This window comes from Leifsonia sp. 563 (genome assembly GCF_040545055.1).
Lineage (GTDB): Bacteria > Actinomycetota > Actinomycetes > Actinomycetales > Microbacteriaceae > Leifsonia.
Genome location: NZ_JBEPLE010000003.1, coordinates 301,368 through 319,218 on the forward strand (window position 1 = coordinate 301,368; position 17,851 = coordinate 319,218).

The 17,851-nt window shown below is 69.2% G+C and carries 16 protein-coding genes; 4 read left to right on the forward strand and 12 right to left on the reverse strand.

Annotated features, from left to right (window positions below):
• Positions 1–3 precede the first annotated feature (3 nt).
• Together ABIC47_RS11980 and ABIC47_RS11985 are read right to left on the reverse strand one after the other, a co-directional pair.
• Positions 4–894: a hypothetical protein gene (locus ABIC47_RS11980; RefSeq protein WP_354480640.1), complete on the reverse strand. Its 891-nt coding sequence runs from the start codon at positions 892–894 to the stop codon at positions 4–6.
• Positions 895–1,019: 125 nt separating this feature from the next.
• A complete protein-coding gene (locus tag ABIC47_RS11985) occupies positions 1,020–2,186 on the reverse strand; it encodes a flavin-containing monooxygenase (protein ID WP_354480642.1) in 1,167 nt (388 codons plus the stop codon).
• Between the two features lie 87 nt (positions 2,187–2,273).
• On the opposite strand from ABIC47_RS11985, the gene ABIC47_RS11990 reads away from it, so the two are divergent.
• Complete coding sequence (locus ABIC47_RS11990; protein ID WP_089880213.1) at positions 2,274–2,579, forward strand: NIPSNAP family protein; 306 nt, start codon at positions 2,274–2,276, stop codon at positions 2,577–2,579.
• Here ABIC47_RS11990 and ABIC47_RS11995 read toward each other — a convergent pair.
• Together ABIC47_RS11995 and ABIC47_RS12000 are read right to left on the reverse strand one after the other, a co-directional pair.
• The gene (locus ABIC47_RS11995) at positions 2,560–3,477 is read right to left on the reverse strand and encodes a nucleoside hydrolase (RefSeq protein WP_354480644.1); all 918 of its coding nucleotides are present in this window, start codon (positions 3,475–3,477) and stop codon (positions 2,560–2,562) included. The genes ABIC47_RS11990 and ABIC47_RS11995 overlap by 20 nt on opposite strands.
• A gap of 60 nt (positions 3,478–3,537) precedes the next feature.
• On the reverse strand, positions 3,538–5,859 hold the full coding sequence (locus ABIC47_RS12000) for a chitobiase/beta-hexosaminidase C-terminal domain-containing protein (RefSeq protein WP_354480646.1): 2,322 nt from the start codon (positions 5,857–5,859) through the stop codon (positions 3,538–3,540).
• 189 nt (positions 5,860–6,048) lie between these two features.
• On the opposite strand from ABIC47_RS12000, the gene ABIC47_RS12005 reads away from it, so the two are divergent.
• Positions 6,049–7,365 carry a hypothetical protein gene (locus ABIC47_RS12005; RefSeq protein WP_354480648.1) on the forward strand — a complete coding sequence of 439 codons (1,317 nt, stop codon included), beginning with the start codon at positions 6,049–6,051 and terminating at the stop codon, positions 7,363–7,365.
• A gap of 19 nt (positions 7,366–7,384) precedes the next feature.
• Here the strand turns inward: ABIC47_RS12005 and ABIC47_RS12010 are convergent, their stop codons facing one another.
• The 6 genes from ABIC47_RS12010 to ABIC47_RS12035 all read right to left on the reverse strand — a co-directional run bounded on the left by ABIC47_RS12010 (position 7,385) and on the right by ABIC47_RS12035 (position 14,057).
• Positions 7,385–8,416, reverse strand: coding sequence for a LacI family DNA-binding transcriptional regulator (locus ABIC47_RS12010; protein ID WP_354480650.1), 1,032 nt, complete (start codon positions 8,414–8,416; stop codon positions 7,385–7,387).
• A 119-nt stretch (positions 8,417–8,535) separates the two neighbouring features.
• The gene (locus ABIC47_RS12015; protein WP_354480652.1) at positions 8,536–9,831 is read right to left on the reverse strand and encodes an enolase C-terminal domain-like protein; all 1,296 of its coding nucleotides are present in this window, start codon (positions 9,829–9,831) and stop codon (positions 8,536–8,538) included.
• A complete protein-coding gene (locus tag ABIC47_RS12020) occupies positions 9,824–10,720 on the reverse strand; it encodes an NAD-dependent epimerase/dehydratase family protein (RefSeq protein WP_354480654.1) in 897 nt (298 codons plus the stop codon). Before ABIC47_RS12020 ends, ABIC47_RS12015 begins: the two co-directional genes overlap by 8 nt.
• Positions 10,717–11,643, reverse strand: a complete 927-nt coding sequence (locus ABIC47_RS12025) for a carbohydrate ABC transporter permease (protein WP_197674298.1) — start codon at positions 11,641–11,643, stop codon at positions 10,717–10,719. The genes ABIC47_RS12020 and ABIC47_RS12025 overlap by 4 nt, the downstream gene beginning before the upstream one ends.
• The gene (locus tag ABIC47_RS12030) at positions 11,643–12,629 is read right to left on the reverse strand and encodes a carbohydrate ABC transporter permease (RefSeq protein ID WP_354480656.1); all 987 of its coding nucleotides are present in this window, start codon (positions 12,627–12,629) and stop codon (positions 11,643–11,645) included. Before ABIC47_RS12030 ends, ABIC47_RS12025 begins: the two co-directional genes overlap by 1 nt.
• A 66-nt stretch (positions 12,630–12,695) precedes the next feature.
• Entirely contained in the window at positions 12,696–14,057 is a 1,362-nt protein-coding gene (locus tag ABIC47_RS12035) for an extracellular solute-binding protein (protein ID WP_354480658.1), read from the reverse strand.
• A gap of 163 nt (positions 14,058–14,220) precedes the next feature.
• Here ABIC47_RS12035 and ABIC47_RS12040 point away from each other — a divergent pair, with 163 nt between their 5' ends.
• Positions 14,221–15,381: a glycoside hydrolase family 5 protein gene (locus tag ABIC47_RS12040; RefSeq protein WP_354480660.1), complete on the forward strand. Its 1,161-nt coding sequence runs from the start codon at positions 14,221–14,223 to the stop codon at positions 15,379–15,381.
• Here the strand turns inward: ABIC47_RS12040 and ABIC47_RS12045 are convergent.
• Entirely contained in the window at positions 15,298–16,134 is an 837-nt protein-coding gene (locus ABIC47_RS12045; RefSeq protein ID WP_354480662.1) for an SDR family oxidoreductase, read from the reverse strand. The two genes, ABIC47_RS12040 and ABIC47_RS12045, sit on opposite strands and share 84 nt — an antisense overlap.
• Before the next feature lie 88 nt (positions 16,135–16,222).
• Between ABIC47_RS12045 and ABIC47_RS12050 the strand changes: the two genes are divergently transcribed.
• A complete protein-coding gene (locus ABIC47_RS12050) occupies positions 16,223–16,903 on the forward strand; it encodes a TetR/AcrR family transcriptional regulator (protein ID WP_354480663.1) in 681 nt (226 codons plus the stop codon).
• Here ABIC47_RS12050 and ABIC47_RS12055 read toward each other — a convergent pair.
• The gene (locus ABIC47_RS12055; protein ID WP_354480665.1) at positions 16,890–17,843 is read right to left on the reverse strand and encodes an oxidoreductase; all 954 of its coding nucleotides are present in this window, start codon (positions 17,841–17,843) and stop codon (positions 16,890–16,892) included. The two genes, ABIC47_RS12050 and ABIC47_RS12055, sit on opposite strands and share 14 nt — an antisense overlap.
• Positions 17,844–17,851 lie beyond the last annotated feature (8 nt).

Below are 17,851 nucleotides of genomic sequence, written 5' to 3' on the forward strand. Positions count from 1 at the left end.
TTCTCAGGCCTCGGGCTCGGCGAGCGTCTCACGTCTGCGTCCACCGCGGGCGACGGCCCAGCGGACGACGACGATGGCCGCCCCCAGAAGCGCCGCCAGAATGACCGGGCCGACGCCGATGTCGAGTGCGGCGGGGAAGATCTTGACGGCGATCTGCGCCATCTCTCGGAGGTCGCCGTCGAGCACCCGCATGCCGAGCGCGTTCGAGACGGCCGTGAAGACGGCGGGCGTCACCCAGAGCGCGATCAGCCCCACCACCCACACGCCGAGGCGGCGCAGCGGGACCACGCCGCACCACCCGAGCACGGCACCGACGATGACGGCGGGCAGCCAGCGGAAGATCGACCCGAGTGCGAGCGCGACGCTGTACGGGTCGACCAACGCCGTGACGGCGCCGACGATCCAGGAGGTGACGGGGACCGCCGCCAGCACCAGGCCCAGCGCCGCGGGACCGACGGCGCGCCGGGAGACCAGCCAGAACAGTCCCTGAGCCAACAGCACAGAGACGATCGCGCCCCCGAGCATCCCGGCGAAGTAGAGCGAGGCGCGGCTATCGACGCCGGGCCGCCCGATGCCCAACCCGTCGGCGATCACCACGAACGCCTGCAGGAGGGCGGCGAGCTGGAGGAGCAGCAGTCCGATGGAGACGCTCCACGCCTCCACCTGTCCGGTCCGATGCAGCAGCCGGGTCGCGCCGCCCGCGAGCACCCCGCCCACCAGGAGCAGGACCAGGAGCGTCGTGGCGGAGTACTGGCTCACCGGCAGCAGTGCGAACGGCATCTCGTCCGGCGGCGTGTCGGTCTGCCAGAGGTTCTGCAGCGGAAGGCGGCCGCCCGTCACGAGCCAGGGTAGGAGGCCGATGACTCCGGATGCGAAGCCCAGCGCCCCTCCCATGACGAGTGACTCGGCTCGGCCGCGTGGACTCACAGACGTCGGACCATGACGTGACGATGACATGAAACAGCGCTCCCCCCGAGGCGACATGCAATGACCAGAACGGTACAGTATCCCGCTGCTGCTCACCGGTCCGACTCGATGGTGCTCGTCGTCGCAGCGGCGATCTTTCTGGCGTCGATCCCGAGCTGGCGGAGGTTGCCGGTCAGCGGATTCGAGTATCCGAGGAAGAACAGGCCCGGGTATGCGGGCAGTTGCGCCTCCGCGTTGATCAGCGGACGACCGTTGGGGGCGAGAACGCCGAGGCCGCCGACCAGCGGCTCGAGGCCGCGGCGGAACCCGGTCGCGAGGACGACGGCGTCGGGATGCAGTTCGGTGCCGTCGGCGAGAACCACGGCATCCGGAGTGAACCTCGAGACGGCCGCCACGACCGTGACGCGACCGGCCCTGAGGGCCCGCAGGAGACCGACGTCGAGCGTCGGCGTGACATCGTCGCGGGCTTGCTGGGTGGCGATCCCGCGTGGCGCCCTCGGGATGCCGTACGCCCGCAGGTCGCCGACGGCCACTCGTTGAAGCGCGCCGGCGAGCGCATCCTGCGCCCTCAGCGGGAGCGGCGCCATCGACAGGATGAGTGCCTGGCTGGGGATGCCCAGCACGGCGCGTCGCACGATGTTGGGCGGAGTACGCACTGCCAGCGAGACGGCGACACCCGCCTCAGCGAGGTCGGCGGCGATCTCCGCTCCGCTGTTTCCCGGTCCGACGACGAGCACGTCGCGAGCTCCGAGCGACGCGGGGTTCCGGTACGCGCTCGAATGCAGGACCGTGCCGGAGTAGGCGCCGAGCCCGGGCCAGTCGGACGTCTTCGGGCTGTGGTTATAGCCCGTCGCGACGACGACGGTGCCGGCCGCGATGACGCCGCGCTCGTCGCCTCTGCTCCAGGCGACCTGCCAGAGGTCTTCGAACCGCTCGACAGACAGAGCGGCGACTCCCAGTCGGATGTCGAGATCGTGCACAGCGGCGTACTGGGCGAGGTAGCGCAGCACGTCGTCGCGCGCGACCCAGCGACCGTAGCGGCGCGGGATGCGGAGGCCGGGCAGTCCGGAGAGCCTGCGCGCGGTGTGCAGATGGAGGCGGTCGTAATGTCCGGCCCAGCTCGCCCCGACCCGGTCGGCCCGGTCGATGACGACAGCGTCGACGCCCGCGCGCTTCAGTTCGGCGGCAGCGGCGAGACCGGCGGGGCCGGCCCCGATCACCACCGCCGGAACACGAGCGGGGAGTGCGTGGGCGCTCACGCGAGCCACCTTAGCTCCGCCGACCCGCACCGGCCGCACCCTCTGCCAGGATGGGCTCGCCCCTTTGACCGACGAGAGAGAGCATCCGTGATCACCGTTCACCTGCGTTACGAGATCGACGACAGCAAGCTGGCGGACTTCACCGAGTACGGGCAGCGCTGGATCCGCCTCGTCAACAAGCTCGGCGGGACCCACCACGGGTACTTCATGCCCAGCGAAGGCGACAGCGACGAAGCCTTCGCCCTGTTCACCTTCCCGTCCCTGGCGGATTACGAGCGCTACCGCGAGGCGTCCGCATCGGACCCCGAGTGCCAGGAGGCCTTCCAGTTCGCCCGCGACACCGGGTGCATCCGACGGTACGAGCGCCGCTTCCTCACGCCGGTCTTCGAGTAGGGAGTCGTCTCGCGCGGGTGGACCGCTCGAGGAGGGCATCGAGGGCGTCGCCCACCCTCGCCGGTTCGGCGGCGAGCGAGATATGGCGGTGGGGGCCGAGGTCGTCAGTGACGAAGCGGGTCCACCCGTTCTGCCCCACCGTCAGCCTTCCCCGCGGCGAAAGCACATACAGGTCCGGGTCGGAGACGACGGCGTAGTGCATCGCGATGAGGTCCCAGCTCGCGCGGCCGGAGCCCTCTCCGGAAAATCTCCGGTAGGCGGCGCCGACGAGGTTGTGCTCGCTGTCCCGAGACAGCCCCCGGCCGGTGACGACCTCGAAGCCGGTCTCCCAGCCGACGAATTCCACCGGTGTCGGCCACCGAGAGAGCACGAAAGCCGCGGCGACCGGGTCGTGGGCGATGTTGAACTCGTGACCCTCGGGGAACCGGCCGCCCATGACGATCAGCCGAGTGACCGCACCCGCGACCAGCGATCTGCCGTCGAGGTCGGAGATGTCATCCGGCGGCGACTCGATCAGGTCGCGCAGGTTGCCGAAGAAGCCGATCGATACGACGGTGACGGATGCGGCCGCCGCCTCGGCGAGTGCGCGGCGGTGAACCGTCACGGCGAGCTCAGCGTCCTGGGCCCGAGGAACCACGTAGTTCTCGGTGATGAACCTCGCATAGTCGGGCTCGGACACGGACTCGTCCTGCAGGGGGAAGCGCCCGACAGGGATGCCAGGTCGCCCGAAGAACCCGTTGACGCCGCGTGCGGCAGGGACGCCGTAGATGCTCGGCGTGTTGACGCCGACGGTGAGGATCTCGCACCGGCCATCGTCGGCGAGAGCGTGCGCAATGGCCAGGGCACCGACGTCGTCCACGTCGCTGAACAGGTCGGTCTCGATGATGAGGCGGTGCATGGTTTCTCCCGGGCTGCGACGCGCCCGTATCGGGGATCGACACGGGCGCGCCGCTGGGCCTCAGCCCTGGTTGACGGAGAGGTAGAACACGTCCTCGTTCTCGGTCTGGTTCAGGTCGTGCACCGTCGGGTCGGTGTCCCGGATCGGCACCTGCACCTGGATGGCGTTCCGGCCGGCCGACGTCCAGGTCAGCGGCGTCCGGTTGCCGAGCAGATCGACCCGGTCCAGCGATTTCACGTTGTGCACGTTGCGGAGCGTGACGGTGATGGTCGGCTCGCCGAAGTCCAGGTGGATGGTGTCACCCGTGTTCTGGTCCTCGAAGATGTCGGCCTGGTTCTGGCGTTTCAGATCGATGGCCAGCACGATCCGCTTGCCGTCGAGCAGGAACCCGTTCGCCGTCGACAGCGCCTCGTTCAGCTCGGGCTTGAGGCCCGGATCCGTGGTGAAGCTGTCGTAGGTCGTCGCCTTCGAACCGCGGAGCAGGTCGGCGAGCGTCACGAGCGTCTTGCCTTTGGTGCTGAGCCCGTCGCCGCTCTTGATCGTGCGGTTGTAGCCGAAGGCGGCCGGGTCGTTCGGCGACCAGTCGGCGAAGTAGATCAGCTTGACCTGGTCGGGGTTGCTGCCGCCCTTGGACAGTGCCCAGTGGAAGACGCGCGGGTAGATGTCGGCGATGAACTTGTCCTCGGTGGTGAAGCCGATCTCCGTCTGCCACACCGACGGATTCTTGATGCCGCGCTTCTGCGCCGCGGCGTAGATCGTCTGCATCGTACCGATCGGCATGTAGTGCATGTCGTAGACGTCGATGCTCTTCCAGGCCTTCCACTTGTCGAGCAGTGCGATGTACTCGCTGAGCGGGGCGCCGCAGATCCAGCCTCCGTAGACCACCTTCATGCCTGCCGCGTGGATGATCTTGGCGGCGGGGAGCTGGATGTCCTGCATGTACTGGTCCATGCCGCCCTCCCAGAAGCCCGAGCCGGGGTAGGCCTCGTTCCACACCTGGAAGTACGTGATGCCGAGCGGCTTCAGGGTGTCGACGGCGAGCTTCACGAAGTCGGCCCAGTCCTTCGGATCCTGCGGGGGAGTGCGGCCGATGTTGGTCTGCACCGACGCGTCCGAGATCACCTTTCCGGAGGAGTCCGTGACCTTCAGCTGGCGGATGAAGTTCCAGCCCTCTGTGCCGGTGACGGGACCGTACTGATAGGTCTTGCCGTGGAACTCGTAGCTGTAGCCCGTTCGGTTCGCCGCCCAGCCCGCGGTGTAGGCGAGCACCGGGAGGATGGTCACCCCGTGCGCCTTGGCGTCCGTGAACTGCTGCACGTACTTGTCCAGGGCGGCCTGGTCGATCTTGCCCTTCTCCGGTTCGATCGTGCCCCAGTCGAAGTCCTGCCGGCCCCACTGCATGTCGGCGACATTGGCGGCCGACGTCGGTCCCTGGTTGACGCCGGCGAAGGCGCGGAAGGGCTCGTTCAGCACGAACGGCAGGTCGCTGACCGTGCTGGGCGCGCCGCCCACCCCGATCGCGACCGCCTTGAGGTCGGTGTCTGCAGTGATCGGCACCGGCTTGGTGTAGGTGATGGCCGTCGCCGACGTGGCGGGGTCGCTCCCGTCGGTCGTGTAACGGATGCAGGCGCCGGCGGTCTTGGTCGTCAGCGTGACCGGCGTGCTCACGTCGATGGTGCCGGGCGCGGGCAACGAAGTGACCGGCGCGGCAGGCTGATTCACTTCCGAGGTGATGTCGGCCTGGAGCTTGCCTGGCACCCACCACGTCTGCACGGAGTCGCTGACGAAGAGGATGTCGTCGCCCTTCGCGGCCGTGAAGGTCTTATCGAAATTCGTGGACGTACCGGTGTACGTGAAGAGCTCCTGCAGCGAGCCGGCGATGGCGGCGCTGTCGCCGTCGTGCGCCAGCAGGATGCGGAAGCGGCCGCCGGGAGAGGTGAACGATCCGGTGAGGTGGACAGGCTTGCCGTCGGCCTCATCCGGGACGGTGTAGGTCTGCGCGATGGGCCGCCAGTCGGTGCCGATCGAGCCGTCTGCCTTGACGTACCACGCGTGCTCGGGCTTGGTGAGATCGAGCGCCCACTCGTCGGCGGCGAAGGCGCCGGAGCCGCCCTTCTGCAGCAGGGTTGCACCGGTGTCGCTCAGTGCTTCGTAGGACCAGCGACCCGGGCCGATGGTGTTGGACGCGAGCTGGTAGTCCTTCACATTGTCCGTCGTCGGGTTGGGCGTGGTGGCCGGGCACTCCGACGGGGTGAAGGTCGCCGCGCGGACGGTCGGCGATGTCGAAGGGTTGGTGTGCGCAAAGGCTTGCGCAGATGGGGCTATCAGCAGCGCGCCGGCGGCGGCCGTCGATGCCAGGAGGTACAGCGGATGCTTCTTCATGACGCGGAACTCCATCGTTCGAGAAGGTGATGTGCCGCCATATCTCGCGGCGCGGTCAGACTAGTGGCCGCGCGATGGAGTGTCAATCGCTTCTCTCGGGCTCTTGACGGCATCGCGGCGTCGGTGCACTCTTGTGGTGCACAAGCGATTGCGCAGATGTCATCAGGTGTGAGGCGATGGAGGCTCAGGATGAACGAACGCAGCATGTCGAGGAGGGTCTTCCTCGGCGCGACGGCACTGACCGCGGGAGCGGTTCTCGGCGCCCTCGACGTCGGGCCGGTCCTCGCGGCGCCGACCCCCAGGCTCCGGATGGGCGACTCGCCGAACGCGTCTCCGGACGGCACCACCATCCCCTCCGCAACCTCGATCACCGATAACGGCGGCGATGTCTGGACGGTGTCGGGCGGGGTCATCTACCGCAACGGCTCGACCGTTGGCGTGACCTACGACGTCGCGCTCCTGCTCTGGTACGGCGGAGTGATCTACTGCGTCAACACGAGCGGCCAGTGGTACGCCGGCTGGAACGACGCCTGGCTGCACTGCACCGACCCCCGCATTCCGCTGTCCGTTCCCGCCGGAATGCTCTACGGGATGAACGGGCATCACGACACCCCCCAGAGTCCCGCGCTCATCGCGAGCCTGATGACCGACCTGGGGTGCACCGTGTATCGGGTCAACTGCACGGACGACCCGGCGAGCCTGGGGCCGGTGACGACACTCGCGCAGTCCCTCGGCGCCTCGGGAATCACCGTCCTGCCCGTCATCGACTCGGGCCTGGAGGACTCGAGCGGGGCGCTGTACGCCTCCGAGGACGCCGCCTATGCCTCGGGTCGCTCGATCGGGGAAGCCGTCGCGAATGCTCTGACACCGCACGGAGTGACCATGTTCGAGTGCGGCAACGAACTGACCAGGAACTCGGCCATCATCCTGCCGGAGCACGAGGCGGACGCAGGGACCAAACTGGTCGACTTCGACAACGACAACTGGCCGCTCATGCGCGGGCTGATGCGCGGGCTCATCGACGGCGTCAAGAGCGTGCAGCCGGGCGCTCAGTGCGGCATCAACTTCTGCAAGTCGGACGTCGCCGCCGCGGACGGGCTGTGGGAGGGGTGGCAGCCGGACGGCTCGATCGGCCATCCCCCTGTCCGCTGGGACCTCACCACGTGGCACAACTACGAGGGTGACGGTGACATCTTCCGCATCGGCACCGACGGAGCCGGCCCGTCCTTCGATCTGCCGATCTACTGCAAGGCCCGTTATGGCGTGCCGTTCCTGCTGACCGAGTGGAACTCCGACCCCAATCAGTCGCAGAGTCACCGGGCCTCCTACATCGCCGCGCAGCTCGCCGAGTTCGGGCCGCGACGGAACACCGAGGGCTTCCTGTCGTCGATGTTCTACGAACTCGACGGCGGCACGCAGTGGGGGCTGGTCGACGACGCGGGAACGCACATGGACCCGCCGTATTCGGCGTACCGCTCGTTCGTCGCCGCCCACCCGGACGTCTGATCCGGCGGGGAAGTCGCGCTCAGAGGAGGTCGTACGGCTCGAGCGTCGGCCCGACCGTGGAGCGACCGACGATGAACTCGGGCTGTACGTACTCGATCCCGGCCTCGTCGTCGCTGTTCAGCACGCGGAGGAGGCGTGCCGCCGCCTCCTCCCCGACCTTGCCCAGAAGCGGGTCGAAGGAGGTGAGGGGACGGTCGGGGCGCCTGACCTCGCCCATCCGGTTGTCGTAGCCGACGATCGCGATGTCATCGGGCACGCGGACCCCCGCCCGGTGGAACTCCGAGAAGAGGCCGACGGCGATCTCGTCGTTCGCGGCGAACACCGCGTCCACCCGTGCGCCCCCGGCCAGGATGCGCCGCGCGGACTCGGCACCCCACTCGCGTAGGTAGCTGCCGAAGAGAGGGGCGTCGAAGGCCGGCTGGAGGCCGGCGTCGCGCAGGGCGTCCGTGAAGCCGGAGGAGCGCGCGGCGACCGCGGGCTCCCCGAGCGTGGCCGTGACGTGTGCGATGTGGCGCCGCCCGAGACCCATGAGGTGCTCCGCCGCGACCCGGCCCGCCTCGCGGTTGTCGGGGGCGACGACGTAGTCGGTCTCCGGCGTGGCCGATGAGGAGGCGAACACCACCGGCACCGAGAACTCCTCCGACAGCACCAGGCTGGCCCGATTGGGGTCGTCGCCGACCACGAGGATGCCGTCGATGCGGCGCGAGCGCAGCCGCTTCAGGTAGCTGGCCAGCACCCGTGGGCGCCCCTGCGCATCGAGCACGACGGCCGCGATGTTCTCACGGCCCAGATGGTTGCTGGCCCCCATGATCAGCGGCATGCTGAATCGGCCGAAGCCGTTCTCGGCGAGCACGCCGACGATGAAGCTCTTGCCGGTCACGAACGAGCGGGCGATCATGTCGGGCTCGAACTGCAGGCGGGCGGCCGTGTCGATCACGCGAGCGCGGGTCTCGGGGGAGATGCGGCCGATGCCGCGCAGCGCGCGTGAGGCGGTCGAGACCGAGACGCCTGCCGCGCGCGCGACATCGCTCATGCTCGCGCGGTCACCCATCCCTGTCCTCCTCCTGTGGGCCGTCCCGACGGATCGGCTCCCTCATGATGGCATGACGCACCGCACCGGACGAGGTGGTCGCTGTACGCGCCATCCACGACGGTGCGCGTCGGCCGGGGTCACGGTGCGATCAGGCCGCCGTCGAGCCCGCGGACCCCGGCAGCCCACTCGTCGTGTCCCGACAACCCGGCCGGGAACCGCGCTGCCGCGGCCTCGTCGATGTCGATCCCCCATCCCGGGTCCTCGTTCGGGCGCAGCCAGCCGTCCACGATGCGGAGGGTGCCGGGGAACACCTCGTGGGTCGCGTCGTTGTAGACGTGCCCCTCCTGGATGCCGAAGGCGGCGGAGGTCACATCCAGTGCCACATTGGCGGCCGCGCCGACCGGCGAGGTGTCGCCTGGGGCGTGCCAGGCGGTCTTCACCCCGAAGAACTCCGCCAGCACGGCGAGCTTCTTGGCCGGGGTGAGCCCGCCGACGGCCGAGATGTGCGAGCGGATGAAGTCGACGCCGCCCGAAGTGATCAGCCGTGCGGCATCGGACACCGACGTGGCCAGCTCACCGACCGCGAGCGGGACGGGCGACTGCGCGCGCACGTCCGGCAGGCGGTCCCAGTGCTCGGGCGCCACCACGTCCTCCAGGAAGAAGAGCCGGTAGGGCTCCAGCGATCGCGCGAGCACGACCGCCTCCTTCGGTGTCAGCCGGGAGTGGACGTCGTGCAGGAGCTCGACTCCGTCACCGAGCCGCTCCCTGGCCCGGGCGAAGAGCTGCGGGGCGGCCGCGAGGTACTCGCCGACATTCCAGCCGCGCGGGTACGGCGCCCCGGCTCGCGGGACGCCCGCGATCGGCGGGGCTCCGTACGTGCCGATACCGGCTTGGCCCGACTGCAGCCGGATGTGCCGCCACCCCCGGGCGAGGAACTCCTCCGCCTGGTCGAGCGTGTCCTCCACGCCCGCCCCTCCTGCATGGATGTACGTGTCGGCCGCCGCACGGACCTTGCCGCCGAGCAGTTCGTGCACGGGCGCCCCCGCCCGCTTGCCCGCGATGTCCCACAGCGCCATGTCGAGCCCTGAGATGGCGTTGTTGCCGACGGGGCCCTCCCGCCAGTAGCCCGAGAACCGCGCCAGCCGGATGAGGTCGCCGATGTCGCCCGGGTAGCGGCCGACCACGAGAGGTGCGAGGTGCTGCTCGACGAAGGCGACCACCGCGTGCCAGCGCTGCGTGAAGGTCGCGCAGCCGAGCCCGTAGAGGCCGTCCGTGTCCGTGTCCACCCGCACCACCACGAGGGGTGTGCCTTCCGGCGCCGTCACGATGGCGCGCACGCCGGTGATCCGGACATCCTCCCGCGCGGGCCACGGCTGGTCGAAAGTGCGGAAGTCGCGGTCGGCGACGGGGTCGAGTACGGCGGTCTCAGGCATTCACGGCTCCCAGGGCGAGCGGATCCTCGAGCGGGTCCGCGTGATGGATGGAGTACAGCGGGGTGAAGCCCAGCAGCTCCCGTGCCCGCGACGTGTCGACGAGTGGTCCGTGCTCGGCGATCGGCCCGCGGACCGGGACAGCGGGCGCGAACCTCCTCAGCAGTTCGGCGGCCGGGATGGCCGGCAGCACATCGTCGGCGCTGAGGCCGACCACGTGAGGTCCGGGTGGCGCGGAGGTCAGTGCGGAGCGGATGGCCCGCACGCCGTCGCGCAGGTCGAGGTAGGCCCAGCCCTCCCGCGCCATCGACGCCGGGTCGAGCTCGACCTCGGCGGCGACGCGCTCGAGGGTGGCGCGATCCTTGATCAGCGGGAAGCGGAGGCAGACGACGTCCATGCCCCAGCGCCGCCAGATCATGCGCGCGGTCGTCTCGTCGCTGGTCTTGGAGAGCGAATACGCGTCCGCGATGTCGGTGGGGATCTCCTCATCGATCGGGTAGTACGCCGGCTCCACGTCGTTGCTGTTCATCGGGACGCCGAACGCGTTGATGCTGCTCGCCACGACGGCGCGCCGGACGCCGCGTTCGGCGGCGGTAGCGAGCACCGTGAACGTGGCGACGACGTTCGTTCCGTAGACGGTCGCCGGCGTCCCGAGCGACGGATGCGGGATCGCGGCCAGGTGCACGATCGCGTCGACATCCTCCAGCGCCTCCGCGACGGTGGCCTCGTCGCGCGCGTCGCCGGCGATGACCCGGTCGGCTGCGCTGTCGCCATCGAAGTTCAGAGAGAGCGCCGTGACGGCGACGCCGTCTGCGACCAGCTGCTCCGTGGTGGCTCGGCCGATCGCGCCGTCGGCACCGGTGACCAGCACGCGGCGGGGAAGCTCCGTCATCCCTTCACTCCTCCGGACATCCCGACGCCGCGCAGGAACGAGCGTTGGAAGACGATGAAGAGCACCACCGGGATCAGCAGGGCCAGGAACAGGCCCGCCAGCTGGATGTTCAGCGGGCTGAACTGCGCGATCTTCGGCAGGGCGACCGAGACCGGTTGGAGATCCGGGTTCGGTAGCACGAGGAGTGGCCACAGATAGTCCTTCCAGGAGGCGATGACGGCGAGGAGGGCGACCACGCCGAGGATGGGGCGGGACAGCGGGAGCACGATCGTGGTGAACACCCGCACATGGCCGGCGCCGTCGATGCGGGCGGCCTCGAAGTACTCGCGCGGGATGGAGTCGAAGAAACGCTTGATGACGAGGACGTTGAAGCCGTTCGCGGCGGCTGGGAGCCAGACCGCCCAGTACGTGTTGGTGAGATCCGCGCCGACGAGCGGGAGCTTCAGCACCGTCAGATAGAGCGGGACGAGTGAGACGATCCCCGGGATGAACAGGGTCGCCAGGATGGCACCGGAGAGCACGGGTCCCCACTTGGGCCGGAGCACGCTCAGCACGTAGGCGCCGGTGGCGCACACGAAGAGATTCGCGATCATCGAGCCCAGGGCGAGGATGGCCGTGTTGCCGAGGTAGAAGCCGAGGTGTCCCTGGTTCCAGGCCGTCGCGAGGTTCCCCCACTCGACGACGCCGGACGGGAAGAAGGCGAGCGGGTCGCGCAGGATGTCCTGGGTGGGGGAGAGGGCTGCTTTGAGCAGCCACAGCAGCGGACCGAGGCCGGCGACGATGAGACCGATCAGGATGAGGACCTGGACGACGGTGAGCGGGATCCGCACCGCCGGTCGCCTGCGGTCGCTGTCGGAGATCACGCTGCGCTCGGCGGCCGGACGACTACGGCGCCGGGTGCCGGTGGGAAGCGGTGCGCTCATCAGTCGCTGCTCCATTTCCGCGTCGCGAGCTGGTAGATCGCCGACAGCAGGCACAACCCGGCGGCCAGCAGGACGCTGAGGGCCGTGGCCGCGCCGTAGTCGCCGCTGACGAACGCGTAGTTGTAGATGAGGAGGAGGATCGTCGTCGTCGACCCTTGCGGACCGCCCCCGGTGAAGAGGAACGGCTCGGTGAACAGCTGCATGGTGCCGATGACCTGCAGCAGCAGCATCACGAGGATCACGCCGCGCAGTTGCGGGAGGGTGATGTGCCAGACGCGGGACCAGATGCCGGCGCCGTCGAGTTCGGCGGCTTCGTACAGCTCCGTTCGCACCGATGTCAGGGCGGCGAGGTAGATGATCACCGCCGTGCCGGCTCCCGCCCAGGTCGCCTCGATCACGATCGAGGGCATCGCGGTCGCAGGCGAGTCGAGCCACGGCTGCGGCGGGATGCCGAACACCCCCAGGATCGAGTTGAACAGCCCGCTCGGCGAGGAGTCGTAGAACACCTTCCAGAGGAGGATGGAGACGACGGGCGGGACGATCACCGGCAGGTATACGAGCGTCGTGTACATCCACGACCGGCCGCGCAGCTCGGCGATGAACACCGCGAGGAGGATCGGCAGCGGGAAGCCGAGGAGGATCGCCAGGCCGGTGAAGTAGAGGGTGTTGATCGCCGCCTGGCCGAGTCCCGGATCGGAGAGGACGTACGCGAAGTTGTCCAGCCCGACCCACGTCGCGGGGTCGACCAGGTTCGTTCGCTGCAGGCTCATCACGAGCCCGCTGACGATCGGCCCCCACGAGAAGTAGAGGAAGATCAGGACGATCGGCACGGCGAACAGGACGACGGTGAGCCCGCCGCTCCGGTACCACGCCACGACACGGTTGCGCCGCCTCGCCGGCGCCGACCGGCGCCGCGCATCCCTCACTCCGGACGTCGCCGCCGGCGGCGCCTCCTTCAGCGTCGGGGTCTGCTCCCTCAGCGCCATGATCTCTCCTTCCGGACGCGGTGGTCCGGCGCGTGGCTTCCCCGCCCTGCGCCGGACCACGGGGCGTCAGCGTCCGAGCTTGCCCTGCACGGTCTTCGCCGCCTGCGACAGCAGAGCCGGGATGTCGGCGTTCTGGTCGGTGAGCACGCTCTGCACCACCGGGTCCAGCGCCGCGTAGACCTCCTGCGCGTGCGACGACGGCTCCGGGATGATCTTCTGGTCCTTCGCGACCGCCACATACGGTGCGAAGTTCGCGGTGGGGACGTTGACGTAGGGCTTGATCCAGCCGTTGTACGTCTCCTGCTTCTCCGCGCTCAGGACGGGCAGGCCGGGCAGACCGACAGGCTGCTTGTCCGCCGCCTGTGCCTTTGCCTGGTCGACCGCCGCCTTCTGATTCTCGTACGGGCCGAGGTAGAAGAAGCGGATCCACTTGAGCGCGGCCTTCTGCTGGTCCGCGGTGGCCTTCGGGCTCACCACCTGCACCGAGCCTCCGGAGAGCGTGCCGTGGTCGCCGCCGTTCTGCGGCAGCCCCCCGACACCGAAGTTCTTCGGGTCCATGCCGTTGGTCACGATGGAGGCGCGGTATTGATCGGGCGCGGACATGAACATGCCGACTTTGCCGCCGGCGAACGCCTGGGCCATGCCGTCGAGATCGTAGAGGGCCGTGGACGGCATCGAGCCGTCGGTCCACCGCATCTCATGCAGCGCCTTCAGCGCCTCCTGCGACGGTGTCCCATCGAAGGTGGCCTTCGTGCCTTCAGCGTTCTCGACCGTGCCGCCGAAGGCGTACGTCTGGGTGGTGAACATCCAGCCACCCTGGCCTTTCGTGGTCAGCTGGGCGTAGCCGGGGACTCCGGTCTTCTCGGTGATCTGCTTCGCGTCGGCCCGCAACTCGTCCCAGGTGGCCGGCGGCTTGTCGGGGTCGAGGCCGCTCTTCGCGAATAGCTCACGGTTGTAGATGAGGCCGACCGAGTAGGCCGACGTCGGGACGGCGTAGGTGTGTCCGTTGTCGGCCTGAGCCACCTTGAGGACCGTCGGGTTCAGCTCGTCGGCGAGACCGGAGGACTTGAGCACGTCGGTCAGGTCGGCGACCTGCTTTCGCGCGATCAGGCCCTGCGGTTCCGTGAACGGGACGCTGAGGACGTCGGGCAGGTTCCCGCCGGCGACCAGGGCCTGGAACGTCGTCGCGTCCCACTTGGTCTCGACGGGTTTCAGCGTGATGCCGGGGTTCGCCTTCTCGAACGCCTTCACCTGCTTGTCGTAGTAGGCCCGATTGTCCGCGTCCGACGACGCCGGCCGGTCTCCGATGGTGATGCTCACAGCGCCGTTCGCGCTGTCGGAGCTCGGCGAGCTCGAGCAGCCGGCGAGCACAGCGGCGACGGCGAGGCCGGTGGCGGTGATCACAGCCAGCTTCCGCGTTGGTTTCATCCTTGAAACTCCTTGGTCTTGGACGATGCTCATGGTCGTCCTGGAATGCATTTTGAGCAAAGCGCGCAAATGCTTGTTCATCGCGATTCTGCTGGAAATGTCCGCGGTGCGCAAGTAGCATTGCCTGCGCGACGCAAACGATTGCGCATGCGAAGGAGGGTGAATGCCGACGACATCCCCTGCCTCCCACTGGCGAGGCGCCAATCTGATCGAGCTCTTCTCGACGAGCGCGCGCTGGATGGAGCTCTTCCCGATCCGGCTGGGGCACGGAATCCAGGAGTCGGATTTCGCCATGATGGCGGAGCTTGGGATGACCTTCGCGCGCATCCCGCTGTCGTACCTGTGGTTCGGCACCGGCCCGCGCGGGCAGTCCATCGATCCGGATCGCCTGGCTCTCGTCGACCGTGCGGTCGAACTGGGGCGCGAGTACGGCATCCACGTGAGCCTCAACCTCCACCGCGCCCCCGGGTACTGCGTCAACTCACTGTCGCAGTTCGACGTGCCGGAACCCGGGGACCTCTTCCGCGACGCCGACCGTCAGCGGCTGTTCCGCGACTACTGGACGACTTTCGCCAGGCGGTACGCCGATGTACCGCCGGAGGAGCTGAGCTTCGACCTGCTCAATGAGCCACCGCGCACCGACGAGGCGACCTTCGACGAGGTCTTCGGCCGTACGGCGGAGGGGATCTGGAGGATCTCGCCCGAACGCCTGGTGGTGCTGGAGGGCTGGGATGCGGGAATGCAGCCACCTCCTGCGAAGTGGTCGGCGCATCCCCGGGTCGTGACCTCCGTGCACCTGTACAAGCCCTTCGAGATCACGCATCACCGAGCGCCGTGGGTCGCCGCGACGACGGCCGAGCCGCACTGGCCGCTGCAGATCGATGTGGATGCGGCGCGCCGCGACGGGTACGTGCCGCTGCCCGGCGAGACGACGGCGACGTGGGATGCGGCCGCCATCGAGCGGGTGCTGCAGCCGTGGATCGCGCTCGCGGACGCCGGCGCCGCTGTGCACGTCGGCGAGATGGGGGCCTACGCGACACTGCCGCCCGCAGTCCGGCTCGCGTGGTTGGAGGCTGTCACCGGCGTGCTCGGCGACCACGGCATCGGCTGGGCGCTGTGGAACCTTCGTGGGCCCTTCGGCATCGTGGACACCGACCCCGCGGTGTCGCGCTCGGGGACGGAGCCCGCAGCGCGCGACGTGATGAGCGCGCTCGGGATGCGCTCCCCGGGTGGGCGGCGGTCAGCGGAACAGCTCGACGTGGTCGCTGACCCAGGTGCGGAACGTGCGGGATGGGCGTCCGGTGATGCGGGTGTACTCGCGTGACACGTCCGGGCGGGTTCCGACGGCCTCCCGCCAGTCCGTGACGATCTGCGTCACCCAGACCTCCGGCACATACTGCGACAACATCGCGACCGACTCCGCCTCCGTCTGCTCGACCACGGCGACGGGTCGGCCGATCACCGAGCCGATCGTCTCGACCTGCTGGCGCAGGGTCAGCCGCTCCGGGCCGGTGAGCACGGGGGTCGCGTTCAGCAGAGCGTTTCCGGTGAGGGCGATCACGGCCACCTCCGCGATGTCCGCCTCGTGGATGGGGACCTGCACGGCGTCCGGGTAGGGCAGCGGCACCGCGCTCTCGCGTTTCACACTCCAGCTCCAGCGCGCCGCGTTGCTGGCGAATCCACCCGGGCGCAGGAACGTGAAGTTCAGCCCGGATGATTCGATCGCCCGCTCGACGCGCAGGAACCTCGCACCGTTGAAGTCCTCTTCGGCCCCGGGGAACGTCACGGCGGAGGACGACAGCAGCACCACGTGCCGAACTTCCGAGCCCGCCAGCTGGGCGACCACGGCTTCCGGGTCGTCGAGATCCGCGTACAGGAACACGCGATCAACGCCCGCCAGCGCCGGCCCGAGCGTCGGTGGGTCGTTCAGGTCCGCGGCCAGCACCTGGACCCGCTCCGGCAGCGTCAGCTTCTCCGGTCGCCGGCTCGTCGCCCTCACCCGCTCTCCGCGCTCCAGCAGCCCGGCGACCACCAGGCCGCCGACCGCCCCGCTCGCGCCGACTACCAGCACCGACATGGGTTCTCCTTCTCACGTGATGACGAACAGTGTTCGCGAACAATGTTCGTAGAGAATGGCGATCGTGTCAATTCGCTACACTGGGGGGATGCCGCTGCCCGCTGAGCCCGTTTCGCGCCGTGACCGCCCGGCGAAGCCGCCGTTGTCGCGGCGCTCGATCCTCGACGCCACCCTCGGGCTGATCCGGGAACGTGGAGTCGAGGCCGTGACGCTCCGCGACGTCGCCGCGGCGGTGAACACGGGCCCGGCGTCGTTGTACGCGTACTTCGGGGGTCGGGATGTGCTGCTCGATCACGCGCTCGACGACGTCTACGCGGGCATCGAGCTCGTCAATCCGGTCGACGGGGACTGGCGGGCGGCGTTGGCGGCCACGGTCGTCAACACAGTAGACGCGCTCGAGTCGTTCCCGGGCCTGGGCGCGGTGGCGCTCGGCACCATCCCGACGCTTCCGGGGGCACTGCGTCTCGCAGAGCACGAGCTCGCGCTCATGCAGGCCGGCGGCATCCCCGATGCGGATGCCGCGCTCGCCGTCGACCTCATCGCCCAGTTCGCGGCGTCCACCGCCGTCGAACGCACCGTGCGCGATCGGTCAGCTGTCGCCGACATCCCCGATTCGGATGCTCTCGCCGTCTACTCGACCGCGGACCCCGAGCTGTTCCCGCGCGTCCGGCGGCTGGCCCCGGCGCTGACCGGAGCGGACGAGCGCCGTCGGCGCGACTTCGCGATCGACGTCATGCTCTCGGGGCTCACCTCGATCAGCCGGGCGTGACCGCCGCGGGCCCGGCGTCGCTTCCCGTTCCATCGCTCGCTGCGGCGAGAAGGGGCACGAGCACATCGCTGATCGGCGTCGGGATGCCATGAGCGCGGCCGAGGCGCTGCACGACACCGTTCCGTGCGTCCCACTCCAGAGGGCGACCCGCTTCGCGGTCGGCGAGGATGGAGGTGCCCAGGTCGGCGGGGAACGACTGGAACCGCGCGAGCAGCTGGGCCGGGACATCGTCGTCCAGCGCAGCCCCTTCGGCCCGCGCGACGGCGAGACACTCGTGGAGGTAGTCCAGCGCCAGTCCGGCGATGTCGTCTCGCCGGAACATCCCCGCCCTGCGGCCCGTCAGCACCATGAGACCGGCGACGGCGTTCTGGAGCAGCTTGCGCCACGCGACCGACGTGAAGTCCGTGGACAGCTCGACCTCGCACCACGTGGTGCTCAGCGCCTGGGCCGCGACCGACGCTGCCGGGGAATGCGGCAGGGTGAGGCGCGCGTCGCCGCGCAGCAGTACGGAGCCGTCGGGCTGCGTCTCGGCGGGGAACCACACGACGGCGGGGACGACACGTCCTTCCGGGAGGAGAGGCGCCAGCGCCGCCTCCTGTTCGACGCCGTTCTGCAGCACGCAGACGACGGTCTGCGGCCCGACCAGTGCCGCCAGCCACGGTGACGCGGCCTCGAGCTGGGTGGTCTTCACCGCGAGAAAGACGAGATCTGCCGGACCGGCGACCTGCGACACATCAGTGATGACGGGTCCAGGGACCACGATGTCGTGATCTCCGCGATGAAGGACGAGCTGGTCTCGAGCCGTGCGTCCGTAGAGCTGAACGGGGGTGCCCGCCTCCTGCAGCGCCGCGGCAACGGTGGTGCCGATCGCGCCGGGGCCGATCAGGGCGATCGTCTCCGGCACCGACGAGGTCCCGCCTCGCGGATGGACTGCGCTCATGCGGACCA

What these genes read in the sequence shown, in the direction of transcription:
- ABIC47_RS12050 (WP_354480663.1), top strand. Translation starts at nt 16,223, where the DNA reads ATGCCGCTGCCCGCTGAGCCCGTTTCGCGCCGTGACCGCCCGGCGAAG.
- ABIC47_RS12020 (WP_354480654.1), bottom strand. Translation starts at nt 10,720, where the DNA reads ATGACGGAGCTTCCCCGCCGCGTGCTGGTCACCGGTGCCGACGGCGCG.
- ABIC47_RS12045 (WP_354480662.1), bottom strand. Translation starts at nt 16,134, where the DNA reads ATGTCGGTGCTGGTAGTCGGCGCGAGCGGGGCGGTCGGCGGCCTGGTG.
- ABIC47_RS11980 (WP_354480640.1), bottom strand. Translation starts at nt 894, where the DNA reads ATGGGAGGGGCGCTGGGCTTCGCATCCGGAGTCATCGGCCTCCTACCC.
- ABIC47_RS12025 (WP_197674298.1), bottom strand. Translation starts at nt 11,643, where the DNA reads ATGAGCGCACCGCTTCCCACCGGCACCCGGCGCCGTAGTCGTCCGGCC.
- ABIC47_RS11995 (WP_354480644.1), bottom strand. Translation starts at nt 3,477, where the DNA reads ATGCACCGCCTCATCATCGAGACCGACCTGTTCAGCGACGTGGACGAC.
- ABIC47_RS12035 (WP_354480658.1), bottom strand. Translation starts at nt 14,057, where the DNA reads ATGAAACCAACGCGGAAGCTGGCTGTGATCACCGCCACCGGCCTCGCC.
- ABIC47_RS12010 (WP_354480650.1), bottom strand. Translation starts at nt 8,416, where the DNA reads ATGGGTGACCGCGCGAGCATGAGCGATGTCGCGCGCGCGGCAGGCGTC.
- ABIC47_RS12040 (WP_354480660.1), top strand. Translation starts at nt 14,221, where the DNA reads ATGCCGACGACATCCCCTGCCTCCCACTGGCGAGGCGCCAATCTGATC.
- ABIC47_RS12015 (WP_354480652.1), bottom strand. Translation starts at nt 9,831, where the DNA reads ATGCCTGAGACCGCCGTACTCGACCCCGTCGCCGACCGCGACTTCCGC.
- ABIC47_RS12030 (WP_354480656.1), bottom strand. Translation starts at nt 12,629, where the DNA reads ATGGCGCTGAGGGAGCAGACCCCGACGCTGAAGGAGGCGCCGCCGGCG.
- ABIC47_RS12000 (WP_354480646.1), bottom strand. Translation starts at nt 5,859, where the DNA reads ATGAAGAAGCATCCGCTGTACCTCCTGGCATCGACGGCCGCCGCCGGC.
- ABIC47_RS12005 (WP_354480648.1), top strand. Translation starts at nt 6,049, where the DNA reads ATGAACGAACGCAGCATGTCGAGGAGGGTCTTCCTCGGCGCGACGGCA.
- ABIC47_RS12055 (WP_354480665.1), bottom strand. Translation starts at nt 17,843, where the DNA reads ATGAGCGCAGTCCATCCGCGAGGCGGGACCTCGTCGGTGCCGGAGACG.